Origin of the sequence: Caballeronia sp. GAWG1-5s-s (genome assembly GCF_023631445.1) — a bacterium.
Taxonomy (GTDB): Bacteria; Pseudomonadota; Gammaproteobacteria; order Burkholderiales; family Burkholderiaceae; genus Caballeronia.
Genome location: NZ_JALQDC010000004.1, coordinates 236,532 through 252,239, shown reverse-complemented (window position 1 = coordinate 252,239; position 15,708 = coordinate 236,532). Strand labels below are relative to the sequence as shown.

The 15,708-nt window shown below is 63.8% G+C and carries 13 protein-coding genes; 5 read left to right on the top strand and 8 right to left on the bottom strand.

The window, feature by feature from the left end; all coding sequences use genetic code 11:
• Window positions 1-3 precede the first annotated feature (3 nt).
• Entirely contained in the window at window positions 4-1,008 is a 1,005-nt protein-coding gene (locus tag NCR34_RS07060) for a threonine ammonia-lyase (RefSeq protein ID WP_250499453.1), read from the top strand.
• Window positions 1,009-1,060: 52 nt separating this feature from the next.
• Here NCR34_RS07060 and NCR34_RS07055 read toward each other — a convergent pair whose 3' ends face one another.
• The 4 genes from NCR34_RS07055 to NCR34_RS07040 form a co-directional block, all read right to left on the bottom strand.
• Window positions 1,061-1,879, bottom strand: a complete 819-nt coding sequence (locus NCR34_RS07055; protein ID WP_250499518.1) for an ABC transporter permease subunit — start codon at window positions 1,877-1,879, stop codon at window positions 1,061-1,063.
• Window positions 1,879-2,787 (bottom strand): ABC transporter permease subunit, encoded by a 909-nt coding sequence (locus tag NCR34_RS07050; RefSeq protein ID WP_250499452.1) that lies wholly within the window; start codon window positions 2,785-2,787, stop codon window positions 1,879-1,881. The genes NCR34_RS07055 and NCR34_RS07050 overlap by 1 nt, the downstream gene beginning before the upstream one ends.
• The gene (locus tag NCR34_RS07045; protein WP_250499451.1) at window positions 2,784-3,956 is read right to left on the bottom strand and encodes an ABC transporter ATP-binding protein; all 1,173 of its coding nucleotides are present in this window, start codon (window positions 3,954-3,956) and stop codon (window positions 2,784-2,786) included. The genes NCR34_RS07050 and NCR34_RS07045 overlap by 4 nt, the downstream gene beginning before the upstream one ends.
• 121 nt (window positions 3,957-4,077) lie before the next feature.
• Window positions 4,078-5,133 carry a polyamine ABC transporter substrate-binding protein gene (locus tag NCR34_RS07040; RefSeq protein ID WP_175940646.1) on the bottom strand — a complete coding sequence of 352 codons (1,056 nt, stop codon included), beginning with the start codon at window positions 5,131-5,133 and terminating at the stop codon, window positions 4,078-4,080.
• A 575-nt stretch (window positions 5,134-5,708) separates the two neighbouring features.
• On the opposite strand from NCR34_RS07040, the gene NCR34_RS07035 reads away from it, so the two are divergent.
• The 3 genes from NCR34_RS07035 (at window position 5,709) to NCR34_RS07025 (ending at window position 8,701) form a co-directional block, all read left to right on the top strand.
• Complete coding sequence (locus NCR34_RS07035) at window positions 5,709-7,040, top strand: Nramp family divalent metal transporter (RefSeq protein WP_250499449.1); 1,332 nt, start codon at window positions 5,709-5,711, stop codon at window positions 7,038-7,040.
• Between the two features lie 223 nt (window positions 7,041-7,263).
• The gene (locus NCR34_RS07030) at window positions 7,264-8,475 is read left to right on the top strand and encodes a phospholipase A (protein WP_250499517.1); all 1,212 of its coding nucleotides are present in this window, start codon (window positions 7,264-7,266) and stop codon (window positions 8,473-8,475) included.
• A gap of 22 nt (window positions 8,476-8,497) precedes the next feature.
• Window positions 8,498-8,701, top strand: a complete 204-nt coding sequence (locus NCR34_RS07025; protein ID WP_159836099.1) for a DUF1289 domain-containing protein — start codon at window positions 8,498-8,500, stop codon at window positions 8,699-8,701.
• Between the two features lie 96 nt (window positions 8,702-8,797).
• Here NCR34_RS07025 and NCR34_RS07020 read toward each other — a convergent pair whose 3' ends face one another.
• The 4 genes from NCR34_RS07020 to NCR34_RS07005 all read right to left on the bottom strand — a co-directional run bounded on the left by NCR34_RS07020 (window position 8,798) and on the right by NCR34_RS07005 (window position 14,655).
• Window positions 8,798-10,390 (bottom strand): ABC-F family ATPase, encoded by a 1,593-nt coding sequence (locus NCR34_RS07020; protein WP_206468099.1) that lies wholly within the window; start codon window positions 10,388-10,390, stop codon window positions 8,798-8,800.
• 222 nt (window positions 10,391-10,612) lie between these two features.
• Complete coding sequence (gene thrC / locus NCR34_RS07015; protein WP_250499447.1) at window positions 10,613-12,058, bottom strand: threonine synthase; 1,446 nt, start codon at window positions 12,056-12,058, stop codon at window positions 10,613-10,615.
• Between the two features lie 15 nt (window positions 12,059-12,073).
• Window positions 12,074-13,390: a homoserine dehydrogenase gene (locus NCR34_RS07010; protein WP_250499446.1), complete on the bottom strand. Its 1,317-nt coding sequence runs from the start codon at window positions 13,388-13,390 to the stop codon at window positions 12,074-12,076.
• Between the two features lie 26 nt (window positions 13,391-13,416).
• Window positions 13,417-14,655, bottom strand: coding sequence for a pyridoxal phosphate-dependent aminotransferase (locus tag NCR34_RS07005; RefSeq protein ID WP_206468098.1), 1,239 nt, complete (start codon window positions 14,653-14,655; stop codon window positions 13,417-13,419).
• Window positions 14,656-15,147: 492 nt separating this feature from the next.
• Between NCR34_RS07005 and NCR34_RS07000 the strand changes: the two genes are divergently transcribed.
• Entirely contained in the window at window positions 15,148-15,522 is a 375-nt protein-coding gene (locus NCR34_RS07000; protein ID WP_250499445.1) for an Mth938-like domain-containing protein, read from the top strand.
• The last annotated feature ends 186 nt before the right edge of the window (window positions 15,523-15,708 follow it).

The window sequence follows — 15,708 nt, the reverse complement described above, 5'->3', positions numbered from 1 at the left end:
GCCATGTCCAGCGCGATACAGCCTACCGACAACACGATCGACGGCACGCCGATCCCGACGCTCGACGAGATCGCCGAACAGCATATGGCGCTCGCGCCGTGGGTCGCACGCACGCCGGTTTTCGAGCGGCACGACTTTCCGACGCTGGAAGGCACGCCCGTCACGTTCAAGTTCGAGCTGTTGCAGGCAAGCGGCACGTTCAAGGCGCGCGGCGCGTTCTCGAACATCCTCGCGCTGACCGAGAGCGAGCGTGCCGCGGGCGTCACCTGCGTGTCGGCGGGCAATCACGCGGTTGCGGTCGCGTACGCGGCGCAGCGCATGGGCGTCGGCGCGAAGGTCGTGATCATCAAGACGGCGAACCCGGCGCGCGTCGAGTTGTGCCGGCGCTTCGGCGCGGAGATCGTGTTCGCGGAGAACGTCGCTGAAGCATTCGATGTCGTGCGGCGCGTCGAAGCGGAAGAAGGACGCGTGTTCATCCATCCGTTCAACGGCTATCGCACGGTGCTCGGCACGGCGACGCTCGGCTATGAATGGACGTCGCAAGCGCCCGATCTGGATGCGGTCATCGTGCCGATCGGCGGCGGCGGGCTCGCGGCGGGCGTCTCGACCGCGATGCGCCTCGCGAATCCCGCGCTGCACGTGTACGGCGTGGAGCCGGAAGGATCGGATGCGATGAGCCGCAGTTTCGCGGCCAACCATACGGTGAAGATGGGCGCGATGCACAGCATCGCCGATTCGCTGATGGCCCCGCATACCGAGCAGTACAGCTACGAGCTGTGTCGCCGTCATATAGACGCCGTCGTGACCGTGTCGGACAGCGAGTTGCGCAACGGTATGCGGCAGTTGTTCAGCGAACTGAAGCTGGCGGTCGAGCCGGCGTGCGCGGCGTCCACCGCCGCCCTGCTCGGACCGTTGCGCGAGACGTTGCAAGGCAAGCGCGTCGGCCTGCTGCTCTGCGGGACCAACACCGACGCCGACACGTTCGCGAAGCATATCGCCACGCCCTGATGTGCAAACGGCCCCTTCCGGGGCCGTTTTTACGCTTGCAGGCGTGAACGCGTCAACTCACCGCCGCGAGCCGCCGCCGCTCGCTGCGCTGCATGAAGACATTCGCCGCGATCACCCCCACCGTTACCAGCGCGATAAAGAGCGTCGCCAACGCATTCATCTCCGGATTCAGGCCGAGACGCACGCGCGAAAACACGACGAGCGGCAGCGTCGTCGATCCCGGTCCGGACAGGAACGCCGACAGCACGAGGTCGTCGATGGACAGCGTGAACGACAGCAGCCAGCCCGCGACGAGCGCCTGCGAGATGAGCGGCAACGTGATCGCGAAGAACACGCGCAGCGGCGTCGCGCCGAGATCGAGCGCGGCTTCCTCGAGCGACGGATTCAGTTCCCGCACGCGCGATTCCACGATGATCGCGACATACGAGATGCACAGCATCACATGCCCGATCCAGATGGTGAAGATTCCGCGCCCCGCCGGCCAGCCGATCAGCTTCGCCATTTCGACGAACAGCAGCAGCAGCGAGATGCCCTGAATCACTTCGGGAATCACGAGCGGCGCGTTGATCATGCCGGTGTACAGCGTGAAGCCGCGAAAGCGCCCCATGCGCGCGAGCACGAAGCCCGCCCATGTGCCGATGACGACGGACGCGCACGCCGTCAGAAACGCGATGCGCAGCGACAGCCATGCGGCGTTGATGAGTTCGTCGTCGGACCACAACGCGCGATACCACTTCAGCGAGAACTCGGTCCACACGGTGACGAGCGGCGAGTCGTTGAACGAGTACACGACGAGACTGATGATCGGGATATACAGAAACGCGAACCCGATTCCCAACGCCGCGATTTGCAGCGAACGGTTCGGCTTGATCATCGGTTTTCCTCCAGTTGCTTCGCCTGGAAGTGCTGGAAAAGCGCCATCGGCACGAGCAGCAGCAGGACCATCGCGCAGGTGACGGCCGAAGCCATCGGCCAGTCGGCGTTATCGAAGAACTCGTTCCACATGACGCGGCCGATCATCAGCGTATCCGCGCCGCCGAGCAGCTCCGGAATCACGTACTCGCCCACCGCCGGAATGAACACGAGCAGGCATCCCGCGATGATGCCGTTCTTCGACAGCGGCAGCGTGATCTGCACGAACGCCTTCCACGGCTTTGCGCCCAGGTCGTAGGCGGCTTCGAGCAAGGTCAGGTCCATCTTCACGAGATGCGCGTAGAGCGGCATCACGAGAAACGGCAGATACGAATACACCATGCCGATATAGACGGCGATATTCGTGTGGTACAGCTCGATCGGCGTATGAATGAGGCCGATCGACATCAGGAAATTATTCAGGAGTCCGTTGTTCTTGAGAATGCCGATCCACGCGTACACGCGAATCAGGAACGAGGTCCAGAATGGCAGCATCACGGCCATCATCAGCACGTTGCGCGTGGCCGGATTCGAACGCGCGATGTAATACGCCATCGGATAGCCGATCAGGAGACACAGCACCGTCGACACCGCCGCGACCAGCAGCGAATTCATGTAGGTCGCGAAGTACAGGCTGTCCGTCAACAGGAACGCGTAGTGCGAGAAATCCAGCGCGATGTTCATCACGCCGTCTTTTATCGCGACGAGTTGCGTGTACGGCGGAATGCCGAGTTCGCTGTCCGCGAAGCTGATCTTCACGACCAGCAGGAACGGCACGAAGAACAGCAGCAGAAGCCACAGATACGGCCCGGCGATGACCGCGGTGCGCCCGCTCACGCCGATGCGCTTGAGCACGTTCATCATCATGACGTCAGCACCACGCCCGCCGACGCGCTCCAGCGCACGTAGACTTCGTCGTCGAAAGTCGGCGATTCGATTTCGCCGATCGCGAGGCTCGACAGATTCGCGACCACGGTTTTGCCGCTTTCCAGCGTCACGTGATAGAGCGTGTAGCCGCCCATGTACGCGATGTTGCTGATCTTGCCGCGGCCCCAGTTGAACGCGCCTTCGGGCGGCTTGCGCGTGAGCGCGATGCGCTCGGGGCGCACGGAAATGGTCACGGGCATGCCGAGCGGCCCGGTGATGCCGTGGCTCACGTACAGGCGCACCGGCAGTTCCGCCGATTCGACGAAAATGTGGTCCGGCTCGTCTTCGACCACCGTGCCGTCGAAGAGATTCGTCGAGCCGATGAACTGCGCCGAGAAACGCGTGTTCGGATACTCGTAGACATCATGCGGCGTGCCGAGCTGCACGATGCGGCCTTCGCTCATCACGGCGAGGCGGTTCGCCATGGTCATCGCTTCTTCCTGGTCGTGCGTGACCATGATGCAGGTGACGCCGACCTTGTCGAGAATGTTCACGAGCTCCATCTGCGTGCGCTGGCGAATCTGCTTGTCGAGCGCGGACATCGGCTCGTCGAGCAGCAGCAGCTTCGGACGCTTGACGAGACTGCGCGCGAGCGCCACGCGCTGCTGCTGCCCGCCGGAAAGCTGATGCGGCTTGCGCTTCGCGAATTGGGCCATCTGCACGAGTTGCAGCGCGTTTTCCACGCGGTCCTTCAGCTCGCCGCCCTTCACGCCTTCCTGCTTCAGCCCGAACGCGACGTTCGACTCCACGCTCATGTGCGGAAAAAGCGCGTAGGACTGGAACATCATGTTGACCGGCCGGCGGTACGGCGGCATCTTGGCGAGGTCTTCGCCGTCGATCAGAATCTGCCCTTCCGTCACGGATTCGAGGCCCGCCAGCATGCGCAGCAGCGTCGACTTTCCGCATCCGGAACTGCCGAGCAGCGCGAACAGCTCGCCTTTCTTCACCGACAGATCGACGCCCCGAACGGCCACCGTCTCGCCGAATTTCTTGACGACGTTCACGACCTGCACGAAGTTGTCGTCCGTGCCCGGACCGGATGCCGCACTGCCCGGCTGCGGCCGGCCCGATTGTGGCGCTGCCTTCAACGCGCTCGACTGCTCACTCATGATTGCCTGTTCGACTCCTGCGTCTGTGGTTCGCCGCTTTCACTTTCGCCGACGAATCACGAACAAAGCCCCCGGAGGTCCGAGGGCTTCGTCATTTCAATGAATAACCGGTTCTCTCGACTTAGCGGCCGGACTTGAATTCCGTCCAGAGCCGCGTCTGCAGACGCTGGATCTCGGGCGGCAGCGGCTTCAGCAGGAACAGGGTCTTGATGACGTCCTGCGGCGGATACACCGCCGGGTCGTTCGCCACGTCCTTGTCCACGTACTTGCGCGCTTCCAGATTCGCGCTCGGGTAGTACACCGCGTTCGTGATCGCGGCATGGACCTGCGGCGTCTCGATGTAGTTGATCCACTCGTGCGCGGCTTCCTTGTTCTTCGCGTCCTTCGGAATCGCCATCACGTCGAACCAGATCGGCGCGCCGCCCTTCGGAATGTAGTAATCGATCTTGAACGGCTTCTTCGCCTCGATGGCGCGGTGCTTGGCGATCACCACGTCGCCCGACCAGCCGTACGTGAAGCAGATATCGCCGCCCACCATGTCGTTGATATAGCCCGACGAATTGAACTGCGTGATGTAGGGGCGAATCTTCTTCAGCATCGCGAGTGCTTCGCGATAGTCGGCGGGATTCGTGCTCATCGGATCCTTGCCGATGTAGTGCAGCGCGGCCGCGAACATCTGGTCCGGCGCGTCGAGCACGGACACGCCGCACGCCTTCAGCTTGGAGATGTTCTCCGGCTTGAAGAGGATGTCCCAGTTGTTCAGTTCGGCGTTCGGGCCGAGGATCTGCTTCGCCTTGTCGACGTTATAGCCGAGGCCGGTCGTGCCGTACGCCCAAGGCACCGCGAATTTGTTGCCGGGGTCCGCGCCCGCGACGAGTTGCATCAACGTGGGATCGAGATACTTCAGGTTCGGCAGCTTCGACTTGTCGAGCGGCGAGAAGATGTTCGCGGCAATCTGCTTGCCGGCGTAATTGCTCGTCGGCACGACGATGTCGTAGCCCGAGTTGCCCGTGAGCAGCTTGGCCTGCAGCGTGTCGTCGCTGTCGTAGTTGTCGTACTTCACCTTGATGCCCGTCTGCTTGGTGAAGTTCGGGATCGTGTCCTTGGCGATGTAGTCCGACCAGTTGTACACGTTGAGTTGCGTATCTTTCGCCGATGCCCCGAGCGGAAGCAGCATCGCCGCGCACCCGAGCGCGCCCGCGAGCTTCGCCAGTTTGTTGTTCATCTCGATTCTCCCTTGTTCCGACTTCTCGATGGCATCGCGCACGCGGTCCGCCTCTTCTGGTCGAGCGGCCCGCGACAGCCTGTAAAACCCCGAAAACTACCACTAAACCGAAGTGCGACAAAAAATAATGCGCCGCTTGTCGCGCAAAGCACACGGGCGACGGCGCCAACGCCCTTCGCCCGCAAAAGTGCGCGCATTTTAGCCCCTAATCGCCCCGCGCGACACCGGATAAAACCACGCGCTTCGGTTCGGCCGCGCCGAAAGGCGGCAGTAATGTCATCACATGTGACGTTCGCCCGTCCGCCGGTCGCGTGCCCTTCTCGATCCGCCGCGAAAGGTAGTGCGCGGCGCTTTCGGACCTCGAGTAACGATCAGCGGAACAGTCGTTGCTTAACCAACCGGCGTGCGTCGCGGGAAAGCGTCGCCGTCGTGGCATCCGTCACGCTTATCCGTCACGCACGCTGCCACGGCGGCCTCGGGAACCGCCCGAGCGCGCCGTCGCACCGCACCTCGAGGCCACCGTCTGCATGAACACCAACCCGTCCGCGCTTGCTCAACTCTCCGCCTCGAAGTCCGGCGCACCGTCCCGCCCCGGCACGCGCGATCTTCCGCCCCGGCGGCCGCGCGGCCGCTGGTATTCGTTCGCCGGAGCCGGCGCGCTCGTCGCCGTCGGCTACATGGACCCGGGCAACTGGGCGACGGCGCTTTCCAGCGGCGCGCGTTACGGCTATCAGCTGCTCTTCGTCGTGCTGCTCGCGAGCCTGATGGGCATGCTGCTCCAGTGGGTCGCCTCGCGCGTCGGCGTCGTGACCGGCCGCGATCTCGCGCAGCTTTGCCGCGAGCGCTACAGCCGCCGTACGACCATCGTGCTGTGGCTCGCGTGCGAAGTCGCGATCATCGCGTGCGACGTCGCCGAAGTGGTCGGCAGCGCCGTCGCGTTGCAGATGCTGCTCGGCGTCTCGCTCACGGTGGGCGTGCTGATGTCGGCGGTCGGCACGTTCGCGATGCTCGCGCTGCAAAGCCGCGGCAAGCGGCCGTTGCAGCGCGCCGTGACCGCGCTGATCCTGTTCGTGAGCTTCTGCTTCGTGATCCAGCTTGCGCTCGCACATCCGGCGTGGCATGAGGCGCTGGCAGGCTTCGCGCCGCCGCGCGCCCTGATCCGCGACGCCGGCATGCTCTGGCTCGCGGCCGGCGTGCTCGGCGCGACCGTCATGCCGCACAACCTCTATCTGCACTCGTCGCTCGTGCGGGACCATGCGGCGGACCGCGACGACGAAGCCATCGGCGACGCGCTCAAGGGCGTGAACATCGACACGTTCGCGTCGCTTGCGATTGCGTTCATCGTCAACGCGTCGCTGCTGATCGTGGCCGCCGCCGTCTTCCACGCGGGCGGCCACGCCGAAGTCGACGATCTCGCGGACGCGCATCGGCTGATCGCGCCGCTCGTCGGCAGTCACTGGGCGGGCATTGCGTTCGCGTCGGCGCTCCTCGCGTGCGGACTCAACGCGACGGTGACCGGCACGCTCGCCGGCCAGGCCGTGATGGAAGGCTTTCTGAACCTGACGGTGGCGCGCTGGGCGCGGGCGCTGCTCACGCGCGGCCTCGCGATCGGCCCCGCGCTCGCGGCGGTCTCGATCTTCGGTCCGCACGGGTCGAACTCGCTGCTCGTCGCGACGCAGGTCGTGTTGAGCGTGCAGTTGCCGCTCGCGGTGATCCCGCTCGTGCGCTTCGCGTCGGATGCCGGGCTCATGGGCCGCTGGCGCATCGCGCGGCTGCCGCTCGTGCTGTCGTGGGGCTGCGCGGGCGTGATCGTCGCGCTCAATGCCGCGATGCTCTGGCAAGCGGCGACGGGCCACTGAACGTTCGACATCGCGGACGAGACAGCGCCGGCGTCTGGGCAAGGTCGGCGTCATCCGGTTAGGATCGAAAGTTCGTGCTCTTCGTCGGACGCAATGAGACCGCAGTGACACCGCAGTCCGACGATCTCCCCTTTGCCAACAGGATGCCGACTACATGGCCTCAGGCCCCCGTTTGCTTGCGTTTCCGTTCCTCGACCTCCGAACCCGCCGCGCGCTGCGGTGCATGTTCCTTGTGTTCGGTCTCTCGACCGGCACCGCCGCGCACGCGACCGTCGCCATGCTGCAACCGGCGCGCGAAGCGGCCGCCACGCAGCCGCTCGAACTGACGCTGCTCTACACCGACGACGACAAGAAGCCGCTCACCGTTGACGTGCCGAAGCAGCTCTCCGTGCGTCTGACCAACGGCGATCTGCCGCCCGCGCCGCTCGTCCTCGCGCGCGATCCGAAGACGCCCGATCGACTGCGACTCGCGCCGGGACAGTATCGGCGCGTGCGTTATTCAGCGCCGTGGCCGGACTCGGCGCGCGGCACCATCAAGATCGATCCGGTGGGCTTCGATGCCTCGCCGATGCTCGTCACGCTGAATCGAGGCGAGGATCAGATGCAGGTAGTCGCCGCGGAGAAGCGCGAGACGCAAGCCGCGACACCGACGCAACTTGCCAGCGCGGCGGCCGTTGCGAACACGTCCGACGTGCCGACCACGACGACCGACACCATGCTCTCCGGCCGCTTCTCGACCTTCGAGCCGATCTACTTCGCCGACGGCCGCAACGGCGACAATCTCGCCAAGTTCCAGTTCAGCTTCAAATACCGGCTGCATCTGCCCGACGATCCGCGCTCGCGCGGCTTTCTGGACAACCTGTATTTCGCGTACACGCAGACGTCGATCTGGAATCTGTCGGCGCCGTCCGCGCCCTTTCGCGACACGAGCTATCAGCCGCAGCTTTTCTACTACGTGCAGGACACCGGCTGGAAGAGCCCGCTATTCACGCGCATGGGCGTCGCGGCGGGTATCGGGCATGAGTCGAACGGGCGAAGCGGCCCCGAGTCGCGCGCGATCAACATCGCGTTCGTGCGACCGACCTGGGACTTCGGCGACCTCAACAGCAATCACCTGACGCTATCGCCCAAGTTCTACTACTACCTGTCGAAGAGCGGCAACGAAGATATCGAGGATTATCGCGGCTATGTCGATTTCCTCGTGAAATACGGCAGCCCGGATAGCTGGCAACTCGCGACCACGCTGCGCAAGGGCACGAAGCACTGGTACGGAAGCGTCGAATCGCAACTGACCTATCCGCTCGCGAAGCTGATCGGCAGCGCGTGGGGCGGCTATCTGTTCGCGAGCTATTTCAACGGCTACGGCGAGGACATTCTCGACTACAACCAGCGGCATCACTGGATCGCGCGGATAGGCTACAGTATTGCCCGCTGATTCATTCCGGACGATCCCGCTCATGTCTTCGATTCTCCACGACCTTCCCGACAGCCCTTGCATCGGCGTGTGCTCCACGCTCTTCGACGAAGTCTGCAAAGGCTGCGGCCGCACGGCGGGCGAAGTCTCCAACTGGGTGTTTCTGAGCGACGAGGAAAAGCGCGCGATCTGGGAGCGGATCACGCGCGAGGGAACGGCCATGCGGTTTCGCAACGACAAGCTGTGAGCGTTGGGCGGTCGCCCGACACAGCAAACCGGCGTCTAAAAACGAAAAAAGCCGCGAAACGCGGCTTTTTTCTCTTCTGCGGCCGAACTTGCCGACTTACTGAATCCCCTGGCTCGCCAGGAAATCCTCGTAATTGCCGCCGAAGTCGCGCAGCGTGCCGTCCGTCTTCACCTCGATGATCCGGTTCGCCAGCCCGCTCACGAATTCACGGTCGTGCGACACGAAGATGAGCGTGCCTTCGTACTTGTCCAGCGCGATCTGCAGCGACTCGATCGACTCCATGTCCATGTGATTGGTCGGCTCGTCCATCAGCAGCACGTTGTGGCGGCCGAGCATCAGCTTGCCCCAGATCATGCGGCCCTTCTCGCCGCCCGACAGCACCTTCACGTTCTTCTTGATGTCGTCGGCGTTGAAGAGCAGCCGGCCGAGCGTGCCGCGCACCATCTGGTCGTCGTCGCCTTCCTGACGGTACTGGTCGACCCACTCGGTCAGCGTCTCGTCCTTCGGAAACTCTTCGTACGTGTCCTGCGGCATGTAGCCGACGTTCGCGTTTTCCGCCCACTTGACCGTGCCGCCGTCGAGTTCCAGGGCGCCCTTCAGCGCCTTGAGCAGCGTGGTCTTGCCCGCGCCGTTCTCGCCGATGATCGCGATGCGTTCGCCAGGCTGCACGCTCAAGTTGAAGTTCTGGAAGATCGTGCGGTCGTACTTCTTCGTGATGCTGTCGGCCACCACCGCGATGTTATGCAGCTTCTTCTCGAAGTCGAAGCGGATAAACGGGTTCTGCCGCGACGACGGCTTGAATTCCTCGATCTTGATCTTGTCGATCATCTTCAGGCGGCTGGTGGCCTGGCGCGCCTTCGACTTGTTGGCCGAGAAGCGGCGCACGAAGTCCTGCAGGTCGGCCACGCGCTCCTTCGCCTTGGCGTTCGCGGCCTGCTGACGCTCGCGCGCCTGCGTGCTCGCGAGCATGTAGTCGTCGTAGTTGCCCGGCCAGATTTTCAGCGTGCCGTAGTCCATGTCCGCCATGTGCGTGCAGACCTGGTTCAGGAAGTGTCGATCGTGCGAGATGATGATCATCGTCGAGTTGTACTGGTTGAGCACGTCTTCCAGCCAACGGATCGAGTTGATGTCCAGGTTGTTGGTCGGCTCGTCGAGCAGCAGCACGTCAGGCTTCGAGAACAGCGCCTGCGCGAGCAGCACGCGCAGCTTCCAGCCCGGCGCGATGTTGCTCATCGGGCCGTTGTGATCGGCAATGTTGATGCCGATGCCGAGCAGCAGTTCGCCCGCGCGCGCTTCCGCCGTGTAGCCGTCGTACTCCGCGAACTTCGCTTCGAGTTCGGCGGCGCGCATGTAGTCGTCGTCGGTGGCGTCCGGGTTCGCGTAGATCGCGTCGCGCTCGGTCATCGCGGCCCACATTTCGGTGTGACCCATCATGACGACGTCGAGCACGCGCATGTCTTCATACGCGAACTGGTCCTGACGCAGTTTGCCGAGACGCACGTTCGGCTCCAGCATGACGTTGCCGGAAGTGGGTTCGAGATCGCCGCCCAGAATCTTCATGAACGTCGACTTGCCGCAGCCGTTCGCCCCGATCAGGCCATAGCGATTGCCTTCGCCGAACTTGACCGAGATGTTCTCGAAGAGGGGCTTGGGCCCGAATTGCATGGTGATATTGGCGGTAGACAGCACGGCGCGTCCTTTCGAATGGAGTACGGCGAAAAACCTGAGATTTTAGCAGCTTTTGACGGCTTTTTCGCCGTCTGAAGCCGTTATGCGGGCGGTTGTCCGGCGCGGCATCCGGCAAAAATGCCCGCGATGATGCGTCATGGGCGGGGTGCGCGCGCTGAAAGCACCGCGGGGGCGCGGCCCTCGCTCAGGCCGCGCCCCCGCGCGTCGTGTGACTCCCGAAACTCAGGTCCGCTCGGCGATGTATGCCTTCACGACAGCCGCATCGGCAGAAACGATATCGAACCTTTGTGGCAGTTTTTCAAGTCCCACGAACGCAGCAGGCCGTTCGGGCTCGCGATCGAGCGCCTCGCGGATGGTTTCGCCGAATTTGATCGGCTGCGCCGTTTCCAGCACGATCATCGGCACGCCGGGCTTCAGATTTTCGCGCGCCACCTTCACGCCGTCCGCCGTGTGCGTGTCGATCATCGTGTCGTAACGCTCGAAGACGTCGCGGATGGTCCGCACGCGGTCGTCGTGGCCGCTCTTGCCCGACACGAAGCCGAACTGCTTCACGCGGGCGTAATCGCCGCTCGCCGCGAGATCGAAACCGCCCTTCTCCTCGACATCGCGGAAAAGCTGCACGACGCGCGCCGGGTCGCGGCCGAGCAGGTCGTACACGAAACGCTCGAAGTTCGACGCCTTCGAGATGTCCATGCTCGGCGATGTGGTGTGATACGTCTCGGCGGCGCCGCGCACGCGATACACGCCTGTTCTGAAGAACTCGTCGAGCACGTCGTTTTCGTTCGTCGCGACGACGAGCTGGTCGATCGGCAGGCCCATCATGCGCGCGATATGTCCCGCGCACACATTGCCGAAGTTGCCGGACGGCACGGTGAACGACACGCGCTCGTCGTTGCTCTTCGTCGCGGCGAAATAGCCCTTGAAGTAGTAGACGACCTGCGCCACGACGCGCGCCCAGTTGATCGAATTGACCGTGCCGATCTTGTGCTTGGCCTTGAACGCGTGATCGTTCGACACGGCCTTTACGATGTCCTGGCAGTGGTCGAAGTTGCCTTCCACGGCCAGATTGAAAATGTTGGGGTCCTGCAACGAGAACATCTGTGCGGTCTGGAACGCGCTCATCTTCCTGTGCGGCGACAGCATGAAGACGCGCACGCCGGTCTTGCCGCGCATCGCGTATTCGGCGGCGCTGCCCGTATCGCCCGACGTCGCGCCGAGGATGTTCAGTTGCTCGCCGTGCTTGGCCAATGCGTACTCGAACAGATTGCCGAGCAGTTGCATGGCCATGTCTTTGAACGCGAGCGTCGGACCGTTCGACAGTTCCAGCAGCGAAAGCGGCGCGCCGTTTTCCACGCCGAGCGTCTTGAGCGGCGTGATCTGCGACGCGCTTTCCTCGTGGCGCACGTTGCTGTAGACCTGCGCCGTGTACGTCTTGCGCGTGAGCGAGCGCAGGTCGTCGGCGGGAATGTCGTCGCTGAACTTCGAGAGCACTTCGAATGCGAGATCCGCGTACGACAGCGTGCGCCAGCGCGCGAGTTCATCGGCCGATACGCGCGGATACTCCGCCGGCAAGTACAAGCCGCCGTCCTTCGCGAGACCGCCGAGCAGGATGTCGGAAAACGTGTGGCGCTCGCCGGTGCCGGCGCCGCGCGTCGAAATGTAGTTCATGTCGCTTTCCTGCGCTTAATTGAGGGCTGCGATGCGCAGCTTCGTCACCTTCGAGACCACCGTCGCGAGCGCTTCGATCTCGGCGATCGCCGCGTTCGCGTTCTTCTCCACGGTCTCGTGCGTGATGAGGATGATGTCCGTTTCGCCCTCGTGGGCGCCATCGACCTGTTGCGATTCCTTTTGCAAGAGCGCGTCGATGGAAATGCCCTTGTCCGCCAGAATGCGCGTAATGTCGGCGAGCACGCCCGTGACGTCCGCCACGCGCAGCCGCAGGTAATAGCCGCTCGTGATTTCTTCGATGGGCAGAATCGGCGTGTTCGAAAGACTGTCGGGCTGGAAAGCCAGATGCGGCACGCGATGCTCCGGGTCGGCGGTATGCAGCCGCGTGACATCCACGAGATCGGCGACCACGGCGGAAGCCGTCGGCTCCGCGCCCGCGCCCTTGCCGTAGTAGAGCGTCATGCCGACCGCGTCGCCGTGCACGACGACCGCGTTCATCGCGCCTTCGACGTTCGCGAGCAGGCGCTTTTCCGGCACGAGCGTCGGATGCGTGCGCAACTCGATGCCCTTCTCCGTGCGCCGCGCGATGCCGAGCAGCTTGATGCGATATCCGAGGTCTTCCGCATAGCGAATGTCGATGGCCGCGAGCTTGCTGATGCCTTCCACGTACGCGCGGTCGAACTGCACCGGCACGCCGAACGCAATCGCGCTCATGATCGTGATCTTGTGCGCGGCGTCGACGCCTTCGATGTCGAAGGTCGGATCGGCTTCCGCGTAGCCCAGCTCCTGCGCGGCCGAAAGCGCCGTCGCGAAGTCGATGCCGCGGTCGCGCATCTCCGAAAGAATGTAGTTCGTCGTGCCGTTGATGATGCCCGCGATGGCCTCGATACGGTTCGCGGTCAGCCCCTCGCGCAGCGCCTTGATGATCGGAATGCCGCCCGCCACCGCCGCCTCGAACGCGACCATCACGCCTTTCGCGCGAGCCGCTTCGAAAATCTCCGTGCCGTGGACCGCGAGCAGCGCCTTGTTCGCGGTCACGACGTGCTTGCCGTTGGCGATCGCGCGCAGCACCAGCTCCCGCGCGAAGCCCGTTCCGCCGATCATTTCGCACACGATATCGATGGCAGGATCGTCGACGACCGCGTGGAAGTCGTCGGTAATCGCGACGCCCTCCGCAGCCTTCGCCTTGGCCGGCGTGCGCACCGCGATGCGCGCGATCTCGATGCCGCGGCCCGCGCGTCGTTTGATTTCTTCCTGATTGCGCCGCAGCACCGTGAAGGTGCCGCTGCCCACCGTGCCGAAGCCCAAGAGTCCTACTTTGATCGGTTCCATACTGCGCGAGTCTTATAAAGGGAGATTTAAGCGGAGTGCCGTTTGCGATAGCCGTCGAGGAAGCGCGCGATGCGGTTGATCGAATCGGCCAGATCGTCGATGTTCGGCAGAAAGACCACGCGGAAATGGTCCGGCGTCGGCCAGTTGAAGCCGGTGCCTTGCACGAGCAGCACCCGTTCTTCGAGCAGCAGGTCCGTGATGAACTGCTGGTCGTCGGCGATCGGGTACATCTTCGGATCGAGCTTCGGGAACATGTAGAGCGCGGCCTGCGGCTTCACGCAGCTCACGCCGGGAATGGCCGTGAGCATGTCGTAGGCGAGATCGCGCTGCTTGAAAAGCCGCCCGCCCGGCACGATCAGGTCGTTGATGCTCTGATAGCCGCCGAGCGCCGTCTGAATGGCGTACTGGCCGGGAACGTTCGGGCACAGGCGCATCGACGCGAGAATGCCGAGCCCTTCCAGATAGTCCTTCGCGCGGCGACGGTTCTCTTCGATCAGCCCGGAAATCGCCATCCAGCCCGCGCGGTAGCCGCACGAGCGATAGCTCTTCGAGAGGCTATTGAACGTGACCGTGATGACGTCTTCGGAGAGCGCGGCCATCGACGTATGCGTCTTGCCGTCGTAGACGATCTTGTCGTAGACCTCGTCCGCGAAAATGATGAGACCGTGCTCGCGCGCAATGCCGATCAGTTCCAGCAGCAGTTCGTCCGAATACAGCGCGCCCGTCGGGTTGTTCGGATTGATGACGACGAGCGCCTTCGTGTTCGGCGTGATTTTCGCGCGGATATCGTCGAGATCGGGCATCCAGCCGTTGCCTTCCTCGCACATGTAATGGCGCGGCGTGCCCGCCGAAAGGCTCACGGCCGCGGTCCACAGCGGATAGTCGGGCGCGGGCAGCAGCACTTCGTCGCCGTCGTTCAGCAGCGCCTGCATGGCCATCACGATCAGCTCGGACGCGCCATTGCCGATGAAAATGTCGTCCAGTTCGACGCCCGCCACGCCCTTTTGCTGCGTGTAGTGCATGATCGCCTTGCGCGCCGCGAACACGCCCTTCGAGTCCGAATAGCCCGACGAGCCGGGCAGATTGCGGATCATGTCCTGAATGATCTCGTCCGGCGCCTCGAAGCCGAACGGCGCCAGATTCCCGATGTTCAGCTTGATGATGCGATGCCCTTCTTCTTCGAGGCGCTTCGCGTGTTCGAGCACGGGACCGCGGATGTCGTAGCAGACGTTTTGCAGCTTATTGGATTTAAGGATCGGTTTCACGGCTAGCGGCTCTTTTGTTGAACGGGCTGTCGGGTTCGCTTGTTGTGCGGCTGCTGAAGCGAGCGATTTCGGCGGCCGCCGCGCCGTCCGGACGCGCGGCGCCGCTCGAAGTATCGCCGAAGTGTCGACGAGTATCGACGAAACAGCGCCGGACAGGCAAAGCGGGATGTTACGGAGTTGTGCGGCCGACCCAGCCGTTTGACTCTGCGCAATGGCCGGCGCCGCGATTGACGCCGGGCCGGATAGGGCAAGGGCGCTGCCGGCCGGATTGCGTGTCGATGGCGGCTTGTGGCGGCACGCGAGCGCAACGGGCGCCGCAAGCGAACCCGGCGGCCGGAAAGTTATAATTTACTGATTATGGCTCAGTTCCGCAATGCACCATTCGCGGGAGTGTTTCGCCCCGGGAAAGCGCCGCCCCGCGCCGCGCCGGATCGGGCGCCGCGCGTCAGCCGGAACCGGGCCCGCCCCCTCTTTCCTTGCCGGATCATCGTTTTGAAACTTCATCAGGAATCCAGCGGCGCGCTCAACACCATTACGAGCTACGGCGAAGGCTTCGTGGCCGTCAACCTCCAGCGCCACGAAGGCAGCGTGATCATCGTGCCGGACGCGCCCGTGCAGGACTGGCCCGTCACCGCGTTCGACGCCCTCACCCCCGCCGACTTCGATGCGCTCATCGAAGCCGCGCCCGAAGTCGTGATCTTCGGCAGCGGCGCGAAGCTGCGCTTTCCGCATCCGCGCCTCGTCGCGAATCTGGCGAAGCATCACATCGGCGTCGAGACAATGGACTTCGGCGCGGCCTGCCGCACCTACAACATTCTGATGTCCGAGGGACGGCGCGTCGCCGCTGCGCTTCTGATCGAAGGGTGATGTCACCCCGAGCTTCAATAAGCGTCCGATAAGCCGGGGTCAGGCACACTTGCGGGTCGCGGGCTGCGCGTGCCCTATCCGCGTGCGCCAAATTGACGAATCGCGGCCGCCCGTGCGATACACTCCCGCCCGGCGCGCACGCCACCGCGTCCCGCACGTCATGGCCGTTGCGAGCGAACTTCGGCG